Genomic DNA, 23,094 nt, shown 5'->3' with positions numbered 1-23,094 from the left:
CCTGTGTGCCTGACCTTAAGGCACTCGGATTTAGCGGTTCGAATCAGTTCAGCCCAGAAATTTTCGCTGAAGCCCTGCGCCGCTGGCATCCGCAAACGCTGGTGCTGGTGCCAGAACTTCTCAGGGCATTAATGATCATCCATCGTCGATCACCGGAAGTAACCGCCCCGCTGCGCTACGTTGCGGTAGGAGGTGCCCGCGTGTCTCAGCAGTTGATTAGTACCGCGCGATCTGCCGGGCTGCCGATATTTGAAGGATACGGCTTGTCAGAGTGTGGCTCTGTCGTGGCACTAAATCATCAACATCATGAAATGGCAGGGAGCGCAGGAAAGCCTTTAGAGGGAGTATCGCTGACTTTTCATGACGCCGAGCTACACGTAAAAAGCCCCGGCAACGCCCTGGGTTATCTTGGAGAAGCTCCTTTTACCGGCAGCATTGCGACCGGAGATTTAGCAGAGCAAGACACATCCGGCTTTATACACATTCGTGGCAGACGGAAAAATGTTCAGATAAATGCTTTTGGTCGCAATTTTTCACCGGAATGGGTTGAGGCTGAGGCCATGAACTGCACAGCCGTGCGTCGTCTGGTGATCTTCGGCGAAGGTTTGAAAAAAAACGTGGCACTGGTGCACACATTTGAAGGGATGGAAGCATCTGCACGTGAGCAACTCAGAGCACTGTCGGACAGGCTTCCGGATTATGCCCGCCCCCATCATCTCATTTTTACCCCGCTCATCTCCTCACCCGAGGTGTTGACCGCGAATGGTCGCCCCCGTCGTGAACGCGTATGGGCCCTGATGAAAACACAGATACTCAATATTGAGGAGATCAGATAAATGTCATTCTACCAAAAACTCCAGAATGAGACGCTGGCGGCCCGTGAGCGAATGCTGTCTCGCCCGGTCATTGCACAATGCTCACGCGGGGAAGTCACGCGGGATATGTACACGGCGTTTCTGGCGCAGGCTTACCATCACGTCAGGCATACCGTTCCACTGCTGATGTGCGCGGGAAGCCGTTTACCGACAGAGAAAGAGTGGGTAAGAGCCGCACTGGTTGAATATATCGAAGAGTAGTACGGTCACCATGAGTGGATCCTGAATGTTATACGCGCCAGCGGAGGGGATGCAGAAGCTGTTCGTACGGGTGAGCCTGACCGTCCTGTAGATCTGATGCTCGCATGGCTCTATTACCGTATTGAACGGGTCAATCCCATGTGCATTTTTGGCATGGTACACGTACTTGAAGGCACCAGCGTGATGATTGCCACGCCTATCGCTGAATCTTTGCAGCAGTCGCTTTCACTTGAAGAAACCTGCACAACCTATCTGCGATCGCACGGTGCACTGGATCTTGAACATCTTAAATTCTTTGCTTCGCTGATGGACAAAGTCACTGACCCGCAAGATCAGCAGGATATTATTCATACCGCCCGTGAGGTCTATGCCCTTTATGGTGAGATGCTGGACAGCCTGACAGAGGCCACTTATGCAACTGCGTGATAAAAATATTCTTCTGACGGGGGCAAGCGGCGGCATTGGTCAGCCGCTTGCCAGGCTTCTTGCCCAGAAGGGTGCCCGGGTGTGGCTGGTTGGCCGGCATCAGGCCGAACTCGAAACATTGCGCCGCAGCATGCTTCACCCTGAGCGCCATACTCTGTTTCCGGTTTCTCAATATACCGATGAGGAGATCCTTGCACTGGCGGACAATTTTCACGCGGCTCAGCGACTGGATGTATTGATCAATAATGCAGGAAACAGCCGTTTTGCCCTGCTCGAGCAGCAAACTTTTGATGACATCCGCACTCAGCTCAGGGCAAATATTGAGATCCCGCTACTGCTCTCCCGGGCCTGTGTTCACCAGTTCAGCGCACGTGGCATCATACTTAATGTCGGTTCCATTCTGGGGGATTTGGGGCATCCGGGATACAGCGTCTATTGTGCGACAAAATCGGCATTACGACGGTTTTCAGAAGCGCTGAACCGTGAACTTTCTAACACCAGTCTATCGGTGTTTTATGTGGCGCCCAGGGCAACACACACTCGCCTGAATTCCCCTGCCGTTAATGCGATGAATAAAGCGCTGGGCAACAGCCAGGATGAACCTGAAACCGTGGCACAACAGATTGTTTCGGTGCTGGAGCGGGAAAAAACGCGTCACTATATTGGCCGCGCTGAACGCTTTTTCATCATGATAAACGCCCTGTTGCCTGGGAGGGTAGACAACGCGCTGCGCAAAAAAATGCCCGTCATTTCACGCTTTCTTCATTCTGAAACACACAGTGGAGATCAATAGATGAAGCAATCCCTCAGGTTATTCATCGTGATGCTGATGGCGTTGCCCGCATTGGCTACTGCCAAGGATAAGCTGTCTGATTTGCAGTCAGAGTGGGGCCGGTGCCAGTACCGGACGATGGAACAGCAAAAAACATCCTGTTTCAGTACGCTGAGTACGCAAGCTCACGCTGCTGTAAAACAGGCCGATCGCGACCCAGAGCTGCTGATATGGTCCGGGATCATTGACAGCAGCTGGGCTGGAGCAAAAGGAGGCCTGGGTGCACTGACGCTGGTCAAACAAGCCAAAACCAGTCTGGAGAAAGCGCTTGCTCTTGATCCTCGAGCGTTGCAAGGCTCTGCATTCACCAGTCTGGGCGCCCTTTACTATCAGGTGCCGGGCTGGCCGATTGGTTTTGGTGACAATAAGAAAGCCGAAACCCTCCTGAAACAGGCATTGAACATGAATCCGGACGGCATTGATGCAAACTATTTTTATGGCGATTACCTGCTGAAACAGGGAGACGCCAGCAGAGCTCGCCAATATCTTGAAAAAGCCATGCAGGCTCCTCCCAGAGCAGGCAGAGAAATAGCCGATACAGGGCGGCGAGCCGATATCCAGCGAGATCTGAATAAGATACGTTGATTCACTTTTAAGGTGAGTACCTTGAAGACCACAGGAGACAATTAGCATGCTTCATGGAGAATCGCATAAAATTGCCCGTTCTGGTTGGCTTCGTGCTGCGGTTCTGGGCGCTAATGACGGGATCGTCTCAACGGCCAGTCTGCTTACCGGCGTTGCGGCGGCCAGTACCAGCCATCAAAGCGTGATGCTGGCCGGATTGGCAGGTGTCATTGCCGGTGCAATGTCTATGGCAACCGGTGAATATGTCTCTGTATCCTCACAGGCCGATACCGAAATAGCCGCTCTCGCGGAGGAGCAGGCCGAGCTGGATGAAAACTTTGTGGCAGAAACACACGAACTGGCCGCCCTCTATATCAACAGAGGACTGAGTCCCGAACTGGCCCATAAGGTTGCACAGGCGCTTATGCAGCACGATGCCCTTGATGCGCATGCTCGTGATGAGCTGGGTATAACTGAAATAAGCACCGCCAGGCCATTACAGGCAGCGTTATTTTCAGCAGGCAGTTTTGCCGCTGGCGCGGTGATACCCCTGATGGCGGCAATGACTGTCCCTGGGAAAAATGGGATTGGATTCATCGCCCTATCTGCACTGTTATCGTTGACCTTGCTGGGCGCGCTGGCCGCTCGTACAGGGGGCGCACCTGTTTTACGCAGCGTTTGTCGCGTCAGCTTTTGGAGCAGCCTGGCGATGATCGCATCCGGTCTGACTGGTACTCTGTTTGGCCATCTCGTCGGCACGTGATGCTGCAGACAGGTGACATTGTTCTCGCGCAAAAACGAGCGGCATTTTCTTACAGTCACAGGGGGTTACAGCTTTTTGCTGATGGCCCTGAAATTCCGTGTAACGACTCAACATTCAATTCAGTCGCCTTGTGACCCCTTATAGTACGCATCTTCGCTTCACTTCTTTTATGGATTAACCGCCTGCTGACGCGCAATGCCGAAATGACAACTATGCTTAGTGTTTCCAAAAAACCCTATAAACAGAGGTGCCTTAGGCACCCTATTTTTTGTCACTGGAGGCCAGGTATGAGCACTCCTCACGATATGAACCACCCGCAGGATAACAAACCGGCAAGCGCTGCAACTGTCAACAGCGACTCATCTTTCACTAAGTCGAATCATTGCGCATTTGCCTCCACACCCCCACCCGCCATGATGCCCGTAACCTTGAAAGTGAACGGTCAAGAGCGGTCCCTGCATCTGGATACCCGCACTACGCTGCTGGATGCCCTGCGCGAACATCTCCATCTCACCGGGACCAAAAAGGGCTGCGATCATGGCCAGTGCGGTGCCTGTACCGTTATCGTGGATGGGCGACGCATTAATGCATGCCTCACGTTGGCGGTGATGCAGCAGCACGCTGAGGTCACCACTATTGAAGGCCTGGGTACGCCTGACAATCTGCACCCGCTTCAGGCTGCATTCATCAAACATGATGGCTATCAGTGCGGTTACTGCACGCCGGGACAAATATGCTCTTCCGTGGCCGTATTGAATGAGATTGCAGATGGCATCCCCAGCCACGTTTCCTCAGATCTGCTGGAACAGCCAACGCGGCATGCAGATGAAATTCGCGAGCGCATGAGCGGTAATATCTGCCGCTGCGGGGCCTACGCTAATATCCTTGCCGCGATTGAAGACTACGCGGAGGGTCACATTTCATGAAAGCTTTCAGCTATGAAAAAGTCACCTCTCCTCTGGAAGCCGCCAGGCGCGTACAGCAAAACCCCGGCGCAAAGTTTATTGCTGGCGGCACCAACCTGCTGGATTTAATGAAGCTGGAGATAGAAACGCCCGCTCATCTTATTGATGTAAACGGATTAGCGCTGGATAAGGTTGAGCCGACCCAGCAAGGTGGACTGCGTATCGGTGCGCTGGTGCGTAACACCGATCTTGCCGCAGACATGCGCGTGCGCAGGGACTACGCGGTTCTCTCACGCGCATTGCTCGCGGGGGCGTCCGGTCAGTTACGTAACCAGGCCACGACCGCAGGAAATCTGCTCCAGCGCACGCGCTGCCCTTACTTCTATGACACCCATCAGGCCTGCAATAAACGTCAGCCCGGCAGCGGCTGTGCGGCGATCGGCGGTTACAGCCGTCAGCATGCCGTGATAGGTGTCAGTAACGATTGTATCGCGACCCATCCCAGCGACATGGCCGTGGCAATGCGTTTGCTGGATGCCACCATCGAAACGGTTAGCCCGGATGGCAGCGAGCGCGCGATTCCTATCAATGATTTCTACCGCGCGCCGGGTCAGACGCCTCATCTTGAGACGGTGCTTAAAGCGGGCGAATTTATCACCGCGGTGGTCCTGCCGCCGCCCGTGGAAGGCACACATATCTACCGTAAGGTTCGCGATCGCGCCTCTTATGCATTTGCACTGGTTTCCGTAGCGGCCATCGTACAGCGTGATCACACAGGAAGGATCGCCGTCGGAGGTGTGGCGCATCAACCCTGGCGACGGGCGTTGGCAGACAGCGAATTGCCCAATGGTACTCAGCCTGTTTTCGATAAGTTGTTTGAGGATGCACAACCTACGGCGGATAACCAATTCAAGCTGGTACTGGCGAAGCGCACTCTGGCTTCAGTGCTGGCAGAAGCGAGGGCAAAAGCATGAAATTTGAGAAACCCGCCGGGTTGAATCCCATCGACCAGCTCAGATACGTTGGCCGTCCGCTTGACCGCATCGATGGGCCATTAAAAACAACCGGCAGCGCGCCTTACGCCTATGAATGGCATGATGAGGCGCCTGACGTCACGTATGGGTATGTGGTGGGCAGCCCCATTGCCAAAGGTAAAATTACCTCACTGAATACCGAAGCCGCAGAAAGCGCACCGGGCGTGTTAGGCGTTGTTACCGCCAAAAATGCGGGCAAACTCAGCAAGGGAGAGATGAACACGGCAACGTTGCTGGCTGAATACCGTATTGAGCATTACCATCAGGCCGTTGCATTGGTTGTCGCGGAAACGTTTGAACAGGCGCGAGCGGCGGCCCAGTTGGTGCAGGTCAGCTATCAGCAAGAAGAAGGCGCTTACAGCCTTGATCATGAAATACCCAGCGTGACGACGCCACCGGAAGATACGCCGGATAAAACCGTTGGTGATGTGGATCGTGCCCTGAGCGAAGCGGCGTTTGTGCTGGATGAAACCTATAGCACGCCGGATCAGAGTCACATGGCCATGGAACCGCATGCTTCTATGGCCATGTGGGACAAGGACAAGGTCACGGTGTGGACGTCGAACCAGATGATAAACTGGTGTCGATCCGATCTTGCGAAGACGCTGAACCTGCCGCTGGAAAAAGTGCGGGTGCTGTCGCCTTATATTGGCGGTGGTTTTGGCGGGAAGTTGTTTCTGCGCAGTGATGCCCTGCTGGCAGCGTTGGGTGCTCGCGTTGTGAAACGTCCGGTAAAAGTGATGCTCCCACGGCCAATGATCCCTAATAACACCACCCATCGTCCCGCGACGCACCAGCATATTCGCATCGGTACCGACAAATCCGGGCATATCACGGGCATCTCGCATATTAGCTGGTCGGGTAACTTGCCGAACGGCACGCCAGAGACCGCCGTGCAACAGACGGAACTCCTCTATGCTGGTGCTAACCGTCTGACCGGCCTGCGTCTGGCAACGCTTGATCTGCCGGAAGGCAATGCGATGCGGGCACCGGGTGAAGCGCCGGGATTAATGGCGCTGGAAATTGCCATTGATGAGATGGCAGAAAAAGCGGGCATCGATCCGGTGGAATTCCGCATCCTGAATGATACTCAGGTTGATCCCGCTGATGCCAAACGTCCCTTCTCACGCCGCCAGCTGATTGAGTGTCTGCGCACCGGTGCAGATAAATTCGGCTGGCAAAAGCGCCATCCGTTACCTGCCCAGGTAAGAGACGGGCGCTGGCTGGTGGGCTTAGGCGTAGCCGCTGGATTCCGCAACAATCTCCTCGCCCCCTCTGGCGCACGGGTGCACCTGGATGCGCATGGCATCGTCACCGTCGAAACCGACATGACAGATATTGGCACTGGTAGCTACACCATCATCGCCCAGACGGCGGCAGAAATGATGGGCGTGCCCCTTGAACAAGTAGCAGTGAAACTGGGAGATTCCGCTTTCCCGGTCTCCGCGGGGTCCGGTGGTCAGTGGGGTGCGAACACGTCGACGGCAGGCGTTTATGCCGCCTGCGTCAAGCTTCGAGAACAGGTAGCAACAGCACTCGGCATCAACCCGGATGAAGCCGAGTTCGTAGAGGGCGAAGTTCGCTCAGGTCATCGCAGCGTCCTGCTTTCTGCGGCAGCGGCTAACGGCACTCTGACGGCAGAAGACACGATTGAGTTTGGCGACCTCGACCAGCAGTATCAGCAATCCACGTTTGCCGGGCATTTTGCTGAGGTGGCCGTGGATGTTTATACAGGGGAAGTGCGGGTACGCCGCATGTTGGCCGTCTGTGCGGCAGGTCGAATACTCAATCCCAAAACCGCGCGAAGTCAGGTCATTGGTGCGATGACAATGGGATTAGGTGGCGCGCTGATGGAAGAACTGGCGGTGGATACCCGATTGGGATTGTTTGTGAATCACGATATGGCAAGCTATGAGGTGCCCGTTCATGCGGATGTTCCCGAGCAGGAAGTCATCTTCCTTGATGATACCGATCCGGTCTCTTCACCGATGAAAGCCAAAGGCGTGGGTGAACTGGGATTATGCGGTGTCGGTGCAGCCATTGTGAACGCGATTTACAACGCGACGGGTGTCAGGGTCAGAGATTATCCGGTTACGCTGGATAAACTCTTAGCAGCTTTACCCTGACCGCTTAAAGCTCGCCAAATAAATTTACCCGCTGTGCGGTCTGCAAGTCCGTGCAGCGGGTCAGTCTCTTAGCCACATCAATATTCAGCCTGATTAGCCCGCGTCATATCCTCAATAGTATCAATATCCGTGATGCAGCCGCGATCGGTTAAGTCAACAAACGTGACAGCATCAGCGTTTAGCAATTCCCTCGCCCCTTTGTCTCCCTGTAATGCACAAAGCTGAGAGTAAAAAGATTGCTGAAAACCGACGGGATGACCTTGTATGCCATCGACTTGTGCGCGTACCGATCGGGCGTTGCGCAGCGCTTCACTGACTGCTTGATAGCTGGAGGGCTGGATAAAAGGCATATCCGCGAGGGTCATTAACCATCCGTCATAATCTGCTGTGGCGTTAACGCCCGCCGCGATAGATTCCCCCAGCCCCTCACTTGAACAGCGCACGATACGTTCCTCCGACATCAACGCATGCAGATGCCTGTCTTCAGGCCGAGCTACCACATAGTAGTCAAGACCAGTAGCCCGCACATTATCCAGCGTATGCTGAAGCACTGGCTTACCCTGCATTACCGCAGCGAGTTTATTTCCCTGACCGGATTGCCTGAAGCGACGGCTGTGCCCAGCGGCCATGACCAGAATGGCAATATTCAGGATGCGCCATCCTTGTCCTGCGGTAAGCCCATCAAACCATTTTTGTGGCTAACGACATCGGCCATAATGGATAGCGCGATCTCCGCGGGTGTTTTGCTGCCAATATCCATCCCAATCGGGGCATGAATCCGGTTAATTTCTTCGGGATTCAGTTCGCCAATCCTGACTAACCGCTCTTTTCGCCTCAGACTGTTGTTCTGCGATCCCATGGCGCCGATATAGAAAGCAGGCAGATTTACAGCCTCCATCATCGTGAGATCGTCGATGCGAGGGTCATGGGTAAGGGAAAGAATCGCGGTGCCTGAGTGACACCCTTCACGTTCAAGGTAGCTGGCGGGAAACTGCTTAATTAACTTCACAGTGTCATCAAGTTGATCGGCCAGATTCAGCAGTACATCCTCGCGGTGCTCACACACCAGTGTTTCAAACCCTAAAGCCTGAGCAAAGTTAGCGCAGTAGAGTGCGACGCTGGAGAGGCCCGCAATGACCACCCTGGGAGGGGCGCACAACGTCAGCACGATGTTCGCGCCCTGTACCTGAGTATGCGTCCGGCTCAGATACCCCCCAGGTAGCAGCGAACGGCACGGTTCGGGTATGGTCAGCGCTTTTACCACGGAATGCGGCCCCGTCAACGCTGACATCATCTGGCGCAGGTAGTCGAGCGACGCGTTACCCGGCATCAACTTTTCCACCAGGATGTCCAGCGCGCCTCCGCAGGGCAGCGCCTGGTCCGGCTCAAAGCCACCGTCTCCATAACGCACAATCTGGCTGGGCGAGGAAAAAATATTGTCGCCAATTCGGGCGATAAAGCTCTCTTCCACGCACCCGCCCGACAGCGAGCCGTAATAGCGACCATCGCTTCTGATAACCATCATTGCGCCTGGCGGGCGCGGGGACGAACCAAAGGTACTGAGCACCGTACATAGCCACACCGGATGCTCCTCAGCCCATGCCAGTGCTGCGTTCAACACTTGCACATCAAGATGATGCATGCCGTTCTCCTGTAAGGGCGTTTATGTTCAGAATTGCGTCCAACCCAACTGATCTTAACTCCTCTCTTCAAACGCTGACTTGACCGCCTCAACGATCTTATCCGCCCTTGCCGTATCCTCTAGCGGCGGGTACTCCTTTCTCAACTTCCCTGACACCTGCCAGCCATTCTCTTTCAATGATCGAATTATCCGATTCGCATCCTGATCCGGCATCTCCAGCACTTCCTTCAGCCTCTCCTGTGCCTTCTGGAATATCGTCAGCACTCTGGCTTCATCGGCCATTTCCACGCGCACGGTGTGCTCAATCACTTTAGCGGTATAAAGCACGTGAGAAGTTAAATCAGGGTAACGCCAGGCGTAACGCGCATCTTCATAATCAGTGAAATAGAAATTGCTCGGTGTACCGTCGCCATACGTCACAATCTCACCAAAATGGCATGAGGTGGCGTAGCGGCGCATCAGGCGTTTAGAAAACACTTCCAGCGTGCGATCATAGCCAACACGGAAATCCAGCGAGCTGGTAATACTGGCAGAGACCGGCAGAATAACGCCTTCAGGAATGGCGCCGTCGCGAATTAACGAGTCATTAATCAGGAAGCGATGAATACGGCCATTGCCGTCGCGCATCGGATGAATATAGACAAAGCCGAAAGCAATCACGCCCGCTCTGGCCAGAGGCTCGGCGCCACGGGTGGCGATCTCAAACTCCTGCAATCCGCGCATAAACTGCGGCAGATCTTCAAACTGCGGTGCGACGTAGTGAACGATATCTTCGCGCATCGTCGCCTGTCCGACAAACACCGGCGAGCGACGCAGCCCCAGTCCCAACGCATCGTGACCGAGAATGCCTCTTTGCAGAATATGCAGGCTTTCATCACTGAGTGGATCGTCAATTTGGCCGCAATATTGTGCGATCACATGGGCGAAGCGCTGAATACGATCGGCCTGCTCCGCCTCTTTCTCAATCAAAAAGCTGGCGCGGGATTCTTTGAAGGTTAACCAACTGGCGGTTCGCAGCAGAACATCTGCGCCGAAAGTATCATCCAGTTCGTGTAGCGCGGCCGTGACATCGAAGGAAATGGCACTCTCAATCTCAGGCGTGCGGCGAATAACAGGACAAAAGTCTGGTGAGCCGGGTAAGTTATCATTGATACGCCAGCGTTTATTCTTGATTGCTAAAGTTCGCGTCAGATAGTCCTTCGCGGAGATCGCCGCAATATACCCGCCGTTAGCGACATCGGACACGTTGGTGAGCGTGTTACCTGTTAGCCATTCATAGAGAAAACCGGTACGGCGGGCGTATTGGCCAAAGGGCTCGCGCAGGCACCAGCTTTCGATCGGTTCAGGGCCGATGGCAGCGAAGAGCCGGGCAAAAAATTCCAGATGGATCTCTTCATATTTGAGGCCAAAGGCAAAATGACCTGAGAAGCTATCCTCAGGTTGATAGCTCGGAGGATAGCGCTTTTCGATGCGTCCCTGGTTCTCATGGGTGGCGCGAACCGTGCCAATAGCCGATTCCACGCGAAGTGGCTGAACCAGTTCAATGTGATAGCGCTTGCAGAGCGCCTTAAATCCCACCAGCATCGGCTGAATCCTTTAACATCCAGGTGAAAACGATAATTTATACGTATTATACCGCGAAAATAATAATTACGCGAGGCAACCCCTTTAATTCGAGACCAAAAACACTAATATAAACGCCATTTCTGATGAAAACGATAATGCCCACGCAAGAACAACAACACGACTGTCCCTAAATAAACTTTTACTATAGTCATCACTTACGATGATAAGTTTGATTTTCGCGCTGATTCAGCGCTTTAAAACAGGGAAGAGAGTGATGTTTCATCTGATATTCAGCATACCGAGTTGGTATGTTATTGCGCGATTCGTTTTTCCATTAGCCATGCCGTTAGTGTTGAAAATCATCCTATCTTTGGTGGTTTTGCTGGCTTCTCAATATCTTTTAATTAGCCGATTTACGCCGGGCGGTATATTCTCACCTGAAATGCCGCGCGCCGTCACCATCCTGTTCAGCTGGGCCTTTGGCACGGTGTTACTCCTCGCGTTCACCCAAATACTATTTGATGTAGTAACAGTCATTTCCCTGCTGCTAAGACACCCGCTGCAGATGGCGCCTGGCGTACGTTATGTTGCTGCACTCTTTGCCATGGTGATGTCGGCGGTGGGCGTCAATCAGGCCATACGTGTGCCGCCCGTAAAAGAAGTGACGATCAAAATCGATAACCTGCCGCGCGAGTTCGAAGGCTACCAGCTGCTTCAGCTCACCGACCTGCATATCACCAAAGTGTTCAACGCCGCATGGACCGCAGCCATGGTGAAAAAGGCCATGACGCTGGATGCTGACCTGATCCTGGTAACGGGCGATGTTATAGATGGCACCCTGGAAAATCGCAGAAATGACGTGGAGCCGCTGCGAGGGTTACATGCGCCGGACGGCGTTTATGCCATCACTGGCAACCATGAGTATTTCTTTGAACAGCAACGCTGGACCGAACATCTTGCGACGTTAGGACTGCAACCTTTGCTCAACAGCCATACCCTCATTAAACGCGGCGGCGCGGAGCTAGCGATCGCCGGTCTGCCCGATGTTTCAGCCTCCCGCAGAGAAGCCACTGGCCCTAACCTTGAGCTGGCGCTGGAGGGTGTTCCTGCTGACGCTCCGGTAATCTTGATGGATCATCAACCGCGTAATGCGCGCCAGAACGCAACGCACAAAGTCGATTTGCAGCTATCTGGTCACACCCACGGCGGACTGATCGTCGGTTTTGACCGCTTGTTTGCAAAACCCAATGCGGGCTTTGTCTCAGGACTTTATGATGTGGATGGCATGCAACTCTATGTGAATAACGGCACTGCGCTCTGGCCAGGCATGGCAATACGACTGGGACGCCCTTCTGAACTGACGCGGATTACGTTGCAGCGGAAAGAGTGAAGTCTTGAGTCATATCTTCTAAAAAAACGTTGAGAAGAATGTGCATAGCCATGAGCCTGTTATGTGAGGCTCATGGCTTGTATTGAGCCAACAAGGACTAAAAACGTTTAATCATATGGAAATCAAAAATTTCGTTGGAGCCATAACCATCGTCAAAATATGCTCAGTTAACGCCGCACAAAGGTTCTGGCTTACAAGGATATTTATCCCCAATAATTTCCTGCCTCGTTCTTTTGACGTTCCTATGTACGGCTAACTAACCCAAAGCGGCTTTGCAGCACAGCATCAATTTCCTCTTCCGCCAGCTGCTGCTTTTCCACGCCATTCGCCGTCACCGTTTTCAACATATCTCCCAGCAGGATCATCCGTCCCTCCGGACAATGCTGCATAATGAGTCGTTTCTGCACAAAAATCGCATCAGGATGCGTCGAGTTGAGGTAATTCGCCGGGGCAAAGTCAATCCACTCTTGCGGTGACAGGTCAAAGCCGTATTGGTTACACCACTCCCCTTCTACCTTCGCCTGCAGCAGATACTCGCCATGCGCGTCACAGGTGAGTTTGAAGGTATCGAAATCCTGTTTAATATCGTTATTGAGCTGATCTAAGGCTATGGGTGCTCGGATGCCGTAGCGACCAAACCCGAGATCGCACAGCCACTGGCGGCCATCAACTTCAGCAATGATTGCCATGTGGGTTTTGGGACGGCGTACCGGGTAGAACATCGGCCTTGCTGCCACAAAACGGTAGGGAATACCTAACGCTTCCAGCGCCATGGCAAACAGCCCGTTGACCTCATAACAGTAGCCCCCTCGCCCCTGATGCAGAATCTTGTCACTGATCTCTTCAGGCACCAGCGAGACAACTTTTCCTGCCTGAACGTCGAGATTCTCAAACGGCACGGAGAAAAGTTGATGACGCATAATGGCGTGCAGCGTGGTGGAATCGGCGGCTGCAGGGCAGGTGTAATTGATGCGGCGGAAATAGCGGGAAAGGTCGAAGATATCGCAATGCATAGTGCCTCCTTGTCTGGTTCATGCCCGACACTATAGATGGCACTCATCATCGTCTGTATAGTCAGATTCAATGAAAATCAGACTGCACAGATCGACATGCCCGCCTCGTCATTATCGTCCCCACATTACCGCCGCATTGCTGAGAGTCTGCGACACACCCTCGCCTCCGGTGCGCTGCGACCCGGCGATCGTATGATCTCCGAATGCAAACTGGCCGAACGCGAACAGGTAAGTTTGCCCACCACTCTGGAAGCGCTGCGTTGTCTGGAAGCGGAAGGATTGATTATGGCGCGGTCCGCGCTCGGGCTACTTCGTCATTCCTGCACCGGAAGCCGGTTTTTTGCTGTGGGTTGAACTTCCGCATCCGGTCAATGCGCTGGAAGTGCATCGTCGCGCGCTGGGGTTAGCCCTGGACCGCTGTTTTCACCGGGGGCGGAGTTACAGAGCTTCCTGCGGTTAAACTGTGCCAACAAACTGACGGCACAGCTGCTCAATGCCGTGGACCAGATAGGTGCGATTTGTTACGAATTGATGGCCTGAGTTTTATATGGCGCATTAGAAATAAATGCCGGGCCTTCTGGCCCGGTTCATATCAGAACTCGACGCGTGCCCAAAGTTAAAACCTCGTCCTTCCAGCATCGCCGGCGGGTTGTAGAACATTTTATAAATCGGGTCACTCCAGTAGAGCCGCCTGGCTAATTAAAACTAAACCAGCGTCCCCTTCACGCCATGTGGTTCAGAACGCAAATATTGTGACGGAACCTTGACCTGCGCATTCAACGCGGCAGCCGCCTGCCATGGCCAGTGCGGGTTGTAGAGCACGGCACGTCCTAACGCAACCAGATCCGCGTCCCCCTGCTCTACCACCGCTTCTGCCTGCTGCGGTTCGGTAATCAAGCCCACGCCGATAACCGGAATCTTCACCTGTTGGCGGATATCGCGTGCAAACGGCAGCTGATAACCGGGCCCCACAGTGATGCTTTGCTGTGGCGATAGCCCACCGCTCGATACATGCACATAATCACAGCCCTGCGCTTCAAGCTGCTGGCTAAACATAATGGATTGCTCAACATCCCAGCCACCCTCAACCCAATCGCTGGCAGAGAGACGCACGCCAACCGGAATCGAAGCAGGCACAGCCCCACGTACCGCCGCAAACACCTCGAGTGGGAAACGTAAACGATTCTCCAGCGAACCACCGTATTGGTCCTGACGTTGGTTGCTCAGCGGCGACAGGAACTTGTGCAGCAGATAACCGTGTGCCGCGTGGATTTCAATCAACTCAATACCCAGACGTACCGCACGCTGCGCGCTATCTACAAATGCCTGTTTAATGCGCACCAGTCCCGCTTCATCCAGTGCGGTCGGTGCATGATCTTGCTCTGCAAAGCTGATCGCTGAAGGAGCCACCGTTTGCCAGCCACCTTCACTCTCCGGCAGTTGATGCCCTCCCTGCCATGGCGCACGGCATGAGGCTTTACGCCCGGCGTGGCCCAGCTGGATACCCAGGCGGATGGGTGACCAGGCGCGAATGTCAGACAGCACGCTGTGTAACGCGGCTTCCGTCTTGTCATCCCACAGCCCGAGATCTCCCGGCGAGATACGACCTGCCGGTTCAACGGCGGTGGCTTCCAGAATCAGCAATCCTGCGCCAGAAAGCGCCAGTGAACCTAAATGGATGCGGTGCCAGCTGCTGGCGCATCCCGCATCGGCGGAGTATTGGCACATCGGGGCGATCACGATGCGGTTCTCCAGCTCAAGCTCTCCAATCTTTGCGGCACTAAATAGTTGACTCATCTTTATCCCTTAACGTTGTTAGCAGCAGCGCTGCACAGGTTTGACTCAAGGTTAAACCGTTTTATTCGTTCTGTTATTAATGATTAATGCCAGGAGCGCGAACCATCAGCGCGTCATACCTGAATAGCAACCCTGGCAACATGAAACGACCATCCTCACCAAATGATCTACTATTGTTTGACGCCTGATCTGCTCGAAGCACTCCTTACCGTCCCGCTCAAATGGCGTGCGATAGGCAATGTCATTGCTCCGGTGTCCAGCTCTATGTCAGCAGTCCAATTATTGGAAAAAGCCCCATTCAAACGATATGAAAGATTTCAAAGGAAACAAAAAATCCCTGCCAGTCCGCTACTGCAGGCAGTGCCATAAGCCGATGACCTGGCGTAAAAAGTGGGAAAATTGCTGGGAAGAGGTGCAATACTGCTCGGAACGCTGCCGCCGTGCAGCCAAAAGCCACAGGGTCGGCAGCGGGTCATAATACGATTTCAACCACTACGCTGAAGCTACCGTTTCAGTCGTGCTCTCACCAAAATGTTCACGCATGTGAGATTCAATCTCTTCCAGCGATTTGCCACGGGTTTCAGGCAACATCACCGCGACAAACACCAGGGAAGCCACGTTGATCGCAGCGAAGATAAAGAACGCATTATTTCCCACCAGCGACAGCAACGGCGGGAAAGCTAACGCAACGATGGCGTTACATATCCACTGAAAAGCGACGGCAGAACCGGTCAATACGCCACGTACTTTCATCGGATACAGCTCAGACATCAGCAGCCAATACACGGGCGAAATACACATCTGCATAAAGAAGAGAAACACCAGGATGCAGGCCAGCGCCAGCAGGCTTTGTACTAAACTGTGCGGCATCAGTATCAGCACCGCCCCCAGCGCCAGCTGCATGGCGATCACCACCGATAACCCGGTGATCAGCATTGGGCGGCGACCAAAATGGCTGATCGCTTTGATGCCGGCAAAAGTCGCGATCACAGATACCACGCCGTTGCCTATCGTGGCGGCGATCGACGCGCTGGTGCCAAGTCCGGTACTTTTAAGAATGATAGGCGTGTAATACATAAAAGCATTCACACCGGTGAATTGCGCCACGATCCCCATGCCACAGCCCAGCAGCAGAAGTCGCACTATCCATTTTTCCTTCAGCAGTTCACGAGCGGGCGGCCCCTGACGGGCTTCGCGCGCGTTCTGGCGCATCTCCGCCATCTCTTTTTTGATTTCGCGTGGATTCTCACGCAATTTACGCAGAATACGTAACGCCTCTTTTATGCGCCCGTCGGCCACCATCCAGTGCGGTGAGGCCGGGACAGAAAAGGTGCGAATAAACAGCAGCACACCCGGGATCATCGCCAGCGACAACATATAACGCCACATGCTCGGATCGTGCATTAACAGACTCATCGCCGCACTGACGATGTAAGCCAGCAACTGGCCTGACACAATCATCAACTCATTACGGCTTACCAGCGGCGCACGATGTTTCGGACCCGCAATCTCAGCGATAAACACCGGAACCGTGGAGGATCCGCCACCCACGGCGAATCCGAGGATAAATCGCATCACCACCATGATCTCAAGATTCGGCGCGATGGTGGTGCCTAACGCACCAGCAACGAATAGCACGGCCAGGCTGCGCAGCGTAATTCGGCGGCCAAAGCGATCAGAGACAAAGCCGCTAACGAAGGCACCGAACGCTGAGCCGAATGTGAGCGCAGAAGTCACCAGCCCTTCGGTAAAGGGGGTGAGATCAAGCCCACCCTGCGAGGTCGGCAGAGTCATATAAGGCAGCGCACCGGAAATGATGCCCGTGTCATAACCGAACGCCAGCGCGCCCATGGTGGCGACTAACACCACAAAGAACAGACGTTGCTGCACGGTTAAATTGAGCGAGCCGCCATCGTCCGATGGGGGCGGAGAAGAGTTTTGCATTTGAGCTTCCATAGGTTGCTAAAAACACAGCTGACACTGTGTAAAGAAAGGTATGAGTATAGTCAGGATTTGAAAAATGAGATCTGACTCACGGTATTTCGTTGGATCTGAGAAATGTGTGCAGCAGACTTTTTTTGATTTTCGAATTCAGATCGTGGGTTAACCCTCGCTGGCATCCACATCCTCAACAACGTGTTATTTGCGCTGCACAGATAACAAAGCGAGGCTGTTATTACGAGGGAATAGAACGCCGCAGAATCTTCAGGGGTTGACCCAGTTGAATGAAGCCAGACTTCCCGTTGCGGAATAAGTCAGTCGCGCCCTGCGATTATTGTCGCGCTCAAGGCGAAACCAGTCGAGCGACTCAGCCTGAAAAACCAACACACCAAAATGGCGCTGACCGCCTTCCCCGCTCTCCTCACTTTCAGCATGCCAGGTTTGATCGCGCGGAGACAACAACTCTTCTCCCGGCGGCCCGCCTGAATAACTCCTGCGCGTCCAGACTGACAGCCCTTGCCACGTTTGCCCGGCGAGAGTGCTTGCTGGTTCATATCGTTTGAAAAAACCCTGCAAACGTAACTGCAGACGCGATTGCGAGCAAAATCCCAATACCGTTGCAGCGGGATTGAGGGCTAATTCCTGCCATTTTGCACTGCGGATATCGGTGTGAAATTCCAGAAGCCGCTGGGCACTGTCCGTCCGCCTTAACACCATCATGCGAGCCTGTGGTTTGAACGCAGTATCAATGGTGCAGATGTTCAGATAACGAAACCCGGCGTGAGGGTCGTTTGCTGCGTTATGCAGTTCCTGCCAGGCCATGGCATCAATATGTTCAGATTCTGGTGTCAAAACTTACGCCCTCAATGTAACGAATGACGTTAAGTATAGAGACTTGTGATTATTCATTGAGGTGTTGCGGGATTAACTTTACCTGAAGGGTGTGACGCTGGAACCTCCGCACACCAGGCGTGAAGGTTCCAGCAATCAGATTATGACAGGGCCTTTCTCCGTGGAGAATTCAGCCAAATCAGAATCGGTAGTTCGAGGAGATAGAAACGTTACGCGGTTCGCCGTACACCGTGTTTCTGCCCACATTGATGTTATACATCTTGTCGAACAGGTTGTTCAGGTTGGCCTGCACGGAGAGTTGTTTGGTGACCTGATAACGACCGAACAGATCCACCAGCGCGTAGCTGCCCTGCTCTGCATACAGCGTTGAAGTTCCGCCAGGGCCCGCTACGTTATCCCAGGTGTGCGTCTGCCAGTTCACACCGCCGCCCACAGTAAGATCCTGCAGCATCGGCAGGCGATAGCTGGTGAACAGCTTCAGTGAAGTACGCGGCTGGGTTGGGTTCAGCGCGGCATCTTCGCCATCTTTCGCCACATAGCGCGTTGCACCCAAGGTCATCTGCAGGTTATCGGTCACCGCACCGTTGATTTCAAATTCAACACCTTTACTCACCGTGCCGTTCTGCTCGTAGTAAGCGTAATCGGTACTGCCTGGCACCAGCGCATAATCCGTCGCGCCCAGGTGATCCTGCTCGATACGGAACACCGCCAGCGATGCGGTGATGCGGCTGTTCATCCAGTCGCCCTTGATCCCGGTTTCATAGCTTTTACCGGTGACAGGAGAGAGATAAGCACCCTGCGCATTACGATAGGTCTGCGGTGTGAAAATCGAGGTATGGCTGGCGTAGGCGGAATAGGTATCGTTGATGTCATACACCAGGCCTGCATACGGCGTGATGTTGTTCTTCTCCATATTCTGCGTCAGCGTGTTGGCGTTGTATTGCGTGTAACGCGCGCCAAGGATCAGATGCAGTGGATCGGCCAGTGAAATGCGCGTCGCTAAGTAAGCGGATTTCTGACGGATCACATTATCCTGCGACAGCGCCTGATCGTCCCAATCCGGTTCTGGATAGTTGCCCCAGTCGTTAAAGTCGCCAACGTCTGCCGAGGTGAAGCTGGTGGAGGCACTGACGTAGCGGTCGTGCTGACGAATATAGGTGACACCCGCCATTAATTCATGCTGGCGGCCAAAGAGTTCATACGGACCGGTGACATAAGCGTCTGCGGTATCTTCTTTGCGTTTTGCGGTGTTGTAGCCGGTGCCGCCTAACAAGTCATAGCCCTCATAAGGGCCGATACCGATACCGGTCGATTTAGCAAAGTAACCGTCGATATACAGCAACTTACTGTCCATGGTGGCTTCGGTGTGCGAGCCGCTCAGGTTCAGCTCCCAGCCGTTATTAAACGTCTGCTTCAGGCTGGCGAACACCTTTTTGGAATCGCTGTTGTTGTAGGCCCAATCTGGCGCGAGGTTGGTGCTGCGGGGGTATATCGGAACGCGTATGGTTGTAGTTGAATATGGTGTTGTTAGCGACCGCGAAGGCGGGTTCATCTCGCTATGATTGTGCGGGCGGGATAACTTACGATGAAGTTAACGTTAGTGAACAGGCTGATAACCTACATTAAGATGATTGGCTAACTTGACGAGCCGTTTATCAAGCGTCCAGAGCGTTGCTCCGGGGGTAATGAGAGCAGATGCAAGCAAGGTGATATCCACCAGGCCACAGCCGTGTCCGTACAGCATTTTATTTTCAATAAATGCCATCACCTCACTCATGCTGGCTTGGTGGCATTGCGGTAACAAGTTCAGGTCACGGAGTGTGCGCACGCGGGGCGCTGGCGGAGTGCCGCAGGCAAGTTCTCCAATCACCATTGGATGAATCAATACCAGGTCCCCGCTCAGTAACCGCACTAACTCTTCATTTCTGTTTTTGAAATGATCTACCCAGACAGATGTATCAACCAGAATGGACATTATGCAGACGGTTCCTCGCGACGGCGGGGAATGCTTTCCATTTCAGGCGCTGCGCCACCCAATGAAGCAAGGCGCTTTGCCGCTTGTACCCGAACAAACGTTTTCATCGCTTCACGGAAAATATCAGCCTTGTCCATATCTGGATCGGCCATATCCAGAGCCTGAGCATACAGCACATCATCAATCGTCACTGTAGTACGCATCTCGCCACCTCATATGATTCACAAACTGATGTCATCATGCATCAAAATATGAATCAGGTCAATTTCTCACTGCGATGATGACTTGGGTAAGAAGCGAGCAACATCGATGGCAATGATGATCGTAGCTAAGCGTGCATGCATTTCACCAAATTTCATCCTTCATTGCCTTGGATAAAATCTTGCGAAGAAGATCAGGACATCAATCGCGCAGCTATCGGAGATGTGAGATTCCATTGCGGCACGATTGATTCCATGTATGACAGGCTTGCCAGAGGCTTCTAATCCGCTGGCAGGCTTCTACCAGCGTATAAAAGCTTGTCCGTAAAGCCCCGGCCGGCTAACTCCGTTGATAAAACGCACCAGCTTCGGCTTCACTCAGCGCGAGTTTCTGCACCGTACCGGTCTCTGATGAGCGCACTGCCGCTTCAATCACCGCCATGACGGCAATCGCCTGAGCGGGAGAAACTGGATTAGCCTGCTTGCCCGCCAGCGCATCACGCACCTGGATGTAGTACTGACGCTGGTCGCCTTTTGGCGTTTTGAGTGACGTGACCTGCAGATTACTGTCAAACACCATCAAATCATCCTGATCTTCGCCCCAGGTCGCGGAACCCGGTTCGATGCCAGCAATCAGTTGCGCTTCCTGCTGGTCGGCTTTGGGTTTAACCACGCTGCCTTTGTCCCCGTGAACGGTAAAGCGTGACACGCCACCCGCGGCGAGCATGCTGGCATGCAGGATCACTTTATGCTCCGGGTAGCTGAGCGTGACGTGTGCCCAGTCATTGCTTTTCCCACCATGACGCAGAACGGCGATGTCACCAGAAACGGTTTCTGGCAGTCCGAAAAGTTGCAGCGCCTGGTCGATGATATGAGGCCCAATGTCGAACCATAAGCCGCTGCCAGGAATATCGTGTTCTCTCCAGCGGTCGCGCACTTCCGGGCGGAATCGGTCGATGTGAGACTCGAAATGTTTGACATGGCCGATTGCGCCAGAATCGATGACCTTTTTCACCCCCAGGTAATCGGTATCCCAGCGGCGGTTCTGAAATACTGAGAGCAGTAATCTCTTCTCGCTGGCCAGTGCCGCCAGTTCTCTGGCCTCTGCCAAATCCAGCGTAAAGGGTTTATCCACCACCACATGCTTACCGGCATTCAGCGCCAGCTTCGCCAGAGGTGCATGAGTCGCATTGGGCGAGGCGATCACCACCAAATCAATATCAGCATGCTGGATGGCCGCTTCCGGGGAGTCGAGAACGATGACGTCAGGCAGGTCCTTTTTGACCTTCTCCTCACTGCCAGACGAAACAACATGCAGCTTCAAACCGGGAACGGATTGAATTAAAGGTGCATGAAATGTTTTACCGACAAATCCGTAGCCGATGAGGGCGACGCGAATCTCTTTCTGAATACTCATTTCTGACTCCTCTTGCCATTAAGAATGTGTGATGTTGACCTGTGTAGCGTCGGTGACGTCAAACTCGCTCCAGGGCGCATCAAGGAAAAGTTGATGGATATCGGTGAGCGGTGCGACCAGATAGGGTTCACAACGGTTGAGCTTCATATGATCGGCCACCACCCAGTGTTCGCTGCTTGCCGCCAGCATGGCGCGCTTCACCTCAGCGTCACCCTCCTGGCTGGCACTCAATCCAAACCGGGCATGCAGCGCACAAGCCCCCAGAATGGCGATGTCGGCACGATACTTTTCAAGCAGAGATAGCGTGGCGCTGCCGGAAAACAGCCGTTGTTGCTTGTCCCATTTGCCGCCCAGAAGAATGAGTTCGACATCCGGCTTATCACTGAGGTGATGGGCAATATCCAGTGACGTAGTGATGACCGTTGCTGGGCCTTTTAGCAACGTGGCGACCGCCAGCACTGTGCTGCCCGCATCCAGAAACAGCGTGGCACCTGCCGGTATTTTTTCCGCTACCTGCCTGCCAAGTTCAATTTTGACATCGGGAATCAGTGCGCTGCGCTGGTGGCGATTCATCACTGACAGATCCAGTGCCACGGCTCCACCATGGTTTTTCTGCGCCAGACCCTGTTTTTCCAGATCGGCCAGGTCGCGACGCACGGTATCCGCAGAAACCTGCAACTTTTCAACAAGCTGCCCAATTCCCACCTGCCCTTGTTCAAGCAGCAATTCCATCAATAATTTTTGTCTGGCTGTTTTATGCATGTCGGTCTCAAAGCCGCAAAATATTGCAATATGCAGCAGAATACAGCATGATGGGTGCGGTGAATACCGCTCTCTGCGAGTGGATACAAGCAATGCATTACCTGAACTGAAGAACGGTGCCGAGATAGCACCCGACAGGGGGGATGTTAGGATGCTGTAATGGCTTCCACTGCTGTGAGAAATGATTAAAAACAATTAGCCGTGTTACGAGTGACATAATCCGGCTATCGATATTGTGCAGACAAGCGAGCGTGCTTTCGCTTTTCTCAACTAAAGCAGAATGACCTGCTTACCACTGAAATTGCGATGCTGCAGAGCCAGCAGTTGCGCCGGTAGCTGTTCGCATGCGTAGTGCAGTAACGACTCGCTTTGCAATGTGCCCTGCGCAATCTGCCTCAGCATCTGTTCTCCCTGCCGCGTGAGTCTTTGCCATTGCTGTGCATTACCATGCTGGTGCAGCGCGCCGAGCGCCACTTCATGCAACGAGAACGCACGACCAAACGCCGGATTCGGTCACTCTTGCACCCGTCTCTGAATGCATACCAGATGCCCATTCGCCATCATTACCGTTTTACGGGTGCCAAAAGCTGGGAGACCGAAGCCTTCCCGGATAAACACAACTCCCCGTTCCGCGCCTATGACAGCTCACACACTATCGGTGGTGCTGTCATGGGGCTCGACCCAAATACGTCGGTGCTTAACCGCTAACAGCAACAAAGGGTTGTACACAATCAGTTTGAACTGGGCGCAACGTCGTATCCAAACAACGGCGATTATAACGCAACTATCACATTGAGTGCGTTAACGCTGTCG

Annotated in this window: 25 protein-coding genes and 1 pseudogene; 13 read left to right on the top strand and 13 right to left on the bottom strand. The window is 53.6% G+C overall.

Annotation, left to right across the window (positions count from 1 at the left end; all coding sequences use genetic code 11):
- The 9 genes from RT340_RS12165 to paoC form a co-directional block, all read left to right on the top strand.
- Nucleotides 1-836, top strand: an 836-nt coding sequence (locus tag RT340_RS12165) for an AMP-binding protein (RefSeq protein ID WP_313376206.1), incomplete at its 5' end; no start/stop codon positions are given.
- On the top strand, nt 837-1,076 hold the full coding sequence (locus RT340_RS12160) for a hypothetical protein (protein ID WP_313376204.1): 240 nt from the start codon (nt 837-839) through the stop codon (nt 1,074-1,076).
- A gap of 18 nt (nt 1,077-1,094) precedes the next feature.
- Nucleotides 1,095-1,502, top strand: coding sequence for an iron-containing redox enzyme family protein (locus tag RT340_RS12155; protein WP_313376209.1), 408 nt, complete (start codon nt 1,095-1,097; stop codon nt 1,500-1,502).
- Complete coding sequence (locus RT340_RS12150) at nt 1,489-2,295, top strand: SDR family oxidoreductase (protein ID WP_211729787.1); 807 nt, start codon at nt 1,489-1,491, stop codon at nt 2,293-2,295. The genes RT340_RS12155 and RT340_RS12150 overlap by 14 nt, the downstream gene beginning before the upstream one ends.
- Nucleotides 2,296-2,919, top strand: a complete 624-nt coding sequence (locus RT340_RS12145) for a tetratricopeptide repeat protein (protein WP_211729788.1) — start codon at nt 2,296-2,298, stop codon at nt 2,917-2,919.
- A gap of 46 nt (nt 2,920-2,965) precedes the next feature.
- Nucleotides 2,966-3,661, top strand: a complete 696-nt coding sequence (locus tag RT340_RS12140) for a VIT family protein (RefSeq protein WP_097119731.1) — start codon at nt 2,966-2,968, stop codon at nt 3,659-3,661.
- Nucleotides 3,662-3,948: 287 nt separating this feature from the next.
- Complete coding sequence (gene paoA / locus RT340_RS12135) at nt 3,949-4,587, top strand: aldehyde dehydrogenase iron-sulfur subunit PaoA (RefSeq protein WP_211729789.1); 639 nt, start codon at nt 3,949-3,951, stop codon at nt 4,585-4,587.
- Nucleotides 4,584-5,540, top strand: a complete 957-nt coding sequence (locus RT340_RS12130; RefSeq protein WP_097119729.1) for an FAD binding domain-containing protein — start codon at nt 4,584-4,586, stop codon at nt 5,538-5,540. The genes paoA and RT340_RS12130 overlap by 4 nt, the downstream gene beginning before the upstream one ends.
- Nucleotides 5,537-7,726, top strand: coding sequence for an aldehyde oxidoreductase molybdenum-binding subunit PaoC (gene paoC, locus RT340_RS12125; protein ID WP_211729790.1), 2,190 nt, complete (start codon nt 5,537-5,539; stop codon nt 7,724-7,726). The genes RT340_RS12130 and paoC overlap by 4 nt, the downstream gene beginning before the upstream one ends.
- Before the next feature lie 77 nt (nt 7,727-7,803).
- On the opposite strand, the gene RT340_RS12120 is transcribed toward paoC, so the two are convergent.
- From RT340_RS12120 to RT340_RS12110, 3 genes are read right to left on the bottom strand one after another with little or no spacing between them, the layout of a single operon-like run.
- Entirely contained in the window at nt 7,804-8,355 is a 552-nt protein-coding gene (locus RT340_RS12120; protein WP_249221824.1) for an NTP transferase domain-containing protein, read from the bottom strand.
- Between the two features lie 17 nt (nt 8,356-8,372).
- Nucleotides 8,373-9,368: an XdhC family protein gene (locus RT340_RS12115; protein WP_097119726.1), complete on the bottom strand. Its 996-nt coding sequence runs from the start codon at nt 9,366-9,368 to the stop codon at nt 8,373-8,375.
- 54 nt (nt 9,369-9,422) lie between these two features.
- Complete coding sequence (locus RT340_RS12110; RefSeq protein WP_211729791.1) at nt 9,423-10,952, bottom strand: Fic family protein; 1,530 nt, start codon at nt 10,950-10,952, stop codon at nt 9,423-9,425.
- A 256-nt stretch (nt 10,953-11,208) separates the two neighbouring features.
- Here RT340_RS12110 and RT340_RS12105 point away from each other — a divergent pair, with 256 nt between their 5' ends.
- Nucleotides 11,209-12,324, top strand: a complete 1,116-nt coding sequence (locus tag RT340_RS12105; RefSeq protein WP_211729803.1) for a metallophosphoesterase — start codon at nt 11,209-11,211, stop codon at nt 12,322-12,324.
- A 242-nt stretch (nt 12,325-12,566) separates the two neighbouring features.
- Here RT340_RS12105 and RT340_RS12100 read toward each other — a convergent pair whose 3' ends face one another.
- Entirely contained in the window at nt 12,567-13,337 is a 771-nt protein-coding gene (locus tag RT340_RS12100) for an arylamine N-acetyltransferase (RefSeq protein ID WP_313376195.1), read from the bottom strand.
- Nucleotides 13,338-13,433: 96 nt separating this feature from the next.
- Between RT340_RS12100 and RT340_RS12095 the strand changes: the two are divergent.
- Nucleotides 13,434-13,653: pseudogene (locus RT340_RS12095) on the top strand (winged helix-turn-helix domain-containing protein); the annotation flags it as partial.
- Between the two features lie 389 nt (nt 13,654-14,042).
- On the opposite strand, the gene RT340_RS12090 reads toward RT340_RS12095, so the two are convergent.
- Nucleotides 14,043-15,134 carry an NADH:flavin oxidoreductase/NADH oxidase gene (locus RT340_RS12090; RefSeq protein ID WP_313376191.1) on the bottom strand — a complete coding sequence of 364 codons (1,092 nt, stop codon included), beginning with the start codon at nt 15,132-15,134 and terminating at the stop codon, nt 14,043-14,045.
- Nucleotides 15,135-15,441: 307 nt separating this feature from the next.
- Between RT340_RS12090 and RT340_RS12085 the strand changes: the two genes are divergently transcribed.
- On the top strand, nt 15,442-15,612 hold the full coding sequence (locus RT340_RS12085) for a DUF2256 domain-containing protein (protein ID WP_211729794.1): 171 nt from the start codon (nt 15,442-15,444) through the stop codon (nt 15,610-15,612).
- A 14-nt stretch (nt 15,613-15,626) separates the two neighbouring features.
- Here the strand turns inward: RT340_RS12085 and RT340_RS12080 are convergent, their stop codons facing one another.
- From RT340_RS12080 to RT340_RS12045, 8 genes are all read right to left on the bottom strand, one after another.
- Complete coding sequence (locus RT340_RS12080; RefSeq protein ID WP_313376187.1) at nt 15,627-17,078, bottom strand: sugar porter family MFS transporter; 1,452 nt, start codon at nt 17,076-17,078, stop codon at nt 15,627-15,629.
- 261 nt (nt 17,079-17,339) lie between these two features.
- Complete coding sequence (locus RT340_RS12075; RefSeq protein ID WP_313376185.1) at nt 17,340-17,927, bottom strand: pyridoxamine 5'-phosphate oxidase; 588 nt, start codon at nt 17,925-17,927, stop codon at nt 17,340-17,342.
- A 178-nt stretch (nt 17,928-18,105) separates the two neighbouring features.
- A complete protein-coding gene (locus tag RT340_RS12070) occupies nt 18,106-19,479 on the bottom strand; it encodes a TonB-dependent siderophore receptor (RefSeq protein WP_313376183.1) in 1,374 nt (457 codons plus the stop codon).
- A gap of 45 nt (nt 19,480-19,524) precedes the next feature.
- A complete protein-coding gene (locus tag RT340_RS12065; protein WP_045814982.1) occupies nt 19,525-19,902 on the bottom strand; it encodes a type II toxin-antitoxin system VapC family toxin in 378 nt (125 codons plus the stop codon).
- Nucleotides 19,902-20,105 (bottom strand): type II toxin-antitoxin system VapB family antitoxin, encoded by a 204-nt coding sequence (locus tag RT340_RS12060; protein ID WP_034830833.1) that lies wholly within the window; start codon nt 20,103-20,105, stop codon nt 19,902-19,904. The genes RT340_RS12065 and RT340_RS12060 overlap by 1 nt, the downstream gene beginning before the upstream one ends.
- Before the next feature lie 337 nt (nt 20,106-20,442).
- Nucleotides 20,443-21,519: an oxidoreductase gene (locus RT340_RS12055; RefSeq protein ID WP_097119717.1), complete on the bottom strand. Its 1,077-nt coding sequence runs from the start codon at nt 21,517-21,519 to the stop codon at nt 20,443-20,445.
- 18 nt (nt 21,520-21,537) lie between these two features.
- A complete protein-coding gene (locus RT340_RS12050; protein WP_097119716.1) occupies nt 21,538-22,281 on the bottom strand; it encodes a DeoR/GlpR family DNA-binding transcription regulator in 744 nt (247 codons plus the stop codon).
- A gap of 270 nt (nt 22,282-22,551) precedes the next feature.
- Nucleotides 22,552-22,683 (bottom strand): hypothetical protein, encoded by a 132-nt coding sequence (locus RT340_RS12045; RefSeq protein ID WP_313376177.1) that lies wholly within the window; start codon nt 22,681-22,683, stop codon nt 22,552-22,554.
- Nucleotides 22,684-22,827: 144 nt separating this feature from the next.
- Here RT340_RS12045 and RT340_RS12040 point away from each other — a divergent pair, with 144 nt between their 5' ends.
- Entirely contained in the window at nt 22,828-22,989 is a 162-nt protein-coding gene (locus RT340_RS12040) for a hypothetical protein (RefSeq protein ID WP_313376175.1), read from the top strand.
- The last annotated feature ends 105 nt before the right edge of the window (nt 22,990-23,094 follow it).

Origin of the sequence: Pantoea sp. CTOTU50773 (genome assembly GCF_032082325.1) — a bacterium.
Lineage (GTDB): Bacteria > Pseudomonadota > Gammaproteobacteria > Enterobacterales > Enterobacteriaceae > Pantoea > Pantoea communis.
This window is presented reverse-complemented; position numbering and strand designations above follow the sequence as displayed.

Bases quoted from the DNA above. Each gene is read 5' to 3' on its own strand.
- RT340_RS12110 (WP_211729791.1), bottom strand. From the start codon at position 10,952: ATGCTGGTGGGATTTAAGGCGCTCTGCAAGCGCTATCACATTGAACTG.
- paoA (WP_211729789.1), top strand. From the start codon at position 3,949: ATGAGCACTCCTCACGATATGAACCACCCGCAGGATAACAAACCGGCA.
- RT340_RS12145 (WP_211729788.1), top strand. From the start codon at position 2,296: ATGAAGCAATCCCTCAGGTTATTCATCGTGATGCTGATGGCGTTGCCC.
- RT340_RS12160 (WP_313376204.1), top strand. From the start codon at position 837: ATGTCATTCTACCAAAAACTCCAGAATGAGACGCTGGCGGCCCGTGAG.
- RT340_RS12090 (WP_313376191.1), bottom strand. From the start codon at position 15,134: ATGAGTCAACTATTTAGTGCCGCAAAGATTGGAGAGCTTGAGCTGGAG.
- RT340_RS12085 (WP_211729794.1), top strand. From the start codon at position 15,442: ATGAAAGATTTCAAAGGAAACAAAAAATCCCTGCCAGTCCGCTACTGC.
- RT340_RS12100 (WP_313376195.1), bottom strand. From the start codon at position 13,337: ATGCATTGCGATATCTTCGACCTTTCCCGCTATTTCCGCCGCATCAAT.
- RT340_RS12130 (WP_097119729.1), top strand. From the start codon at position 4,584: ATGAAAGCTTTCAGCTATGAAAAAGTCACCTCTCCTCTGGAAGCCGCC.
- RT340_RS12065 (WP_045814982.1), bottom strand. From the start codon at position 19,902: ATGTCCATTCTGGTTGATACATCTGTCTGGGTAGATCATTTCAAAAAC.
- RT340_RS12050 (WP_097119716.1), bottom strand. From the start codon at position 22,281: ATGCATAAAACAGCCAGACAAAAATTATTGATGGAATTGCTGCTTGAA.
- paoC (WP_211729790.1), top strand. From the start codon at position 5,537: ATGAAATTTGAGAAACCCGCCGGGTTGAATCCCATCGACCAGCTCAGA.
- RT340_RS12070 (WP_313376183.1), bottom strand. From the start codon at position 19,479: ATGAACCCGCCTTCGCGGTCGCTAACAACACCATATTCAACTACAACC.
- RT340_RS12060 (WP_034830833.1), bottom strand. From the start codon at position 20,105: ATGCGTACTACAGTGACGATTGATGATGTGCTGTATGCTCAGGCTCTG.
- RT340_RS12150 (WP_211729787.1), top strand. From the start codon at position 1,489: ATGCAACTGCGTGATAAAAATATTCTTCTGACGGGGGCAAGCGGCGGC.
- RT340_RS12105 (WP_211729803.1), top strand. From the start codon at position 11,209: ATGTTTCATCTGATATTCAGCATACCGAGTTGGTATGTTATTGCGCGA.
- RT340_RS12045 (WP_313376177.1), bottom strand. From the start codon at position 22,683: ATGCTGAGGCAGATTGCGCAGGGCACATTGCAAAGCGAGTCGTTACTG.
- RT340_RS12120 (WP_249221824.1), bottom strand. From the start codon at position 8,355: ATGGCCGCTGGGCACAGCCGTCGCTTCAGGCAATCCGGTCAGGGAAAT.
- RT340_RS12040 (WP_313376175.1), top strand. From the start codon at position 22,828: ATGCCCATTCGCCATCATTACCGTTTTACGGGTGCCAAAAGCTGGGAG.
- RT340_RS12055 (WP_097119717.1), bottom strand. From the start codon at position 21,519: ATGAGTATTCAGAAAGAGATTCGCGTCGCCCTCATCGGCTACGGATTT.
- RT340_RS12115 (WP_097119726.1), bottom strand. From the start codon at position 9,368: ATGCATCATCTTGATGTGCAAGTGTTGAACGCAGCACTGGCATGGGCT.
- RT340_RS12080 (WP_313376187.1), bottom strand. From the start codon at position 17,078: ATGCAAAACTCTTCTCCGCCCCCATCGGACGATGGCGGCTCGCTCAAT.
- RT340_RS12140 (WP_097119731.1), top strand. From the start codon at position 2,966: ATGCTTCATGGAGAATCGCATAAAATTGCCCGTTCTGGTTGGCTTCGT.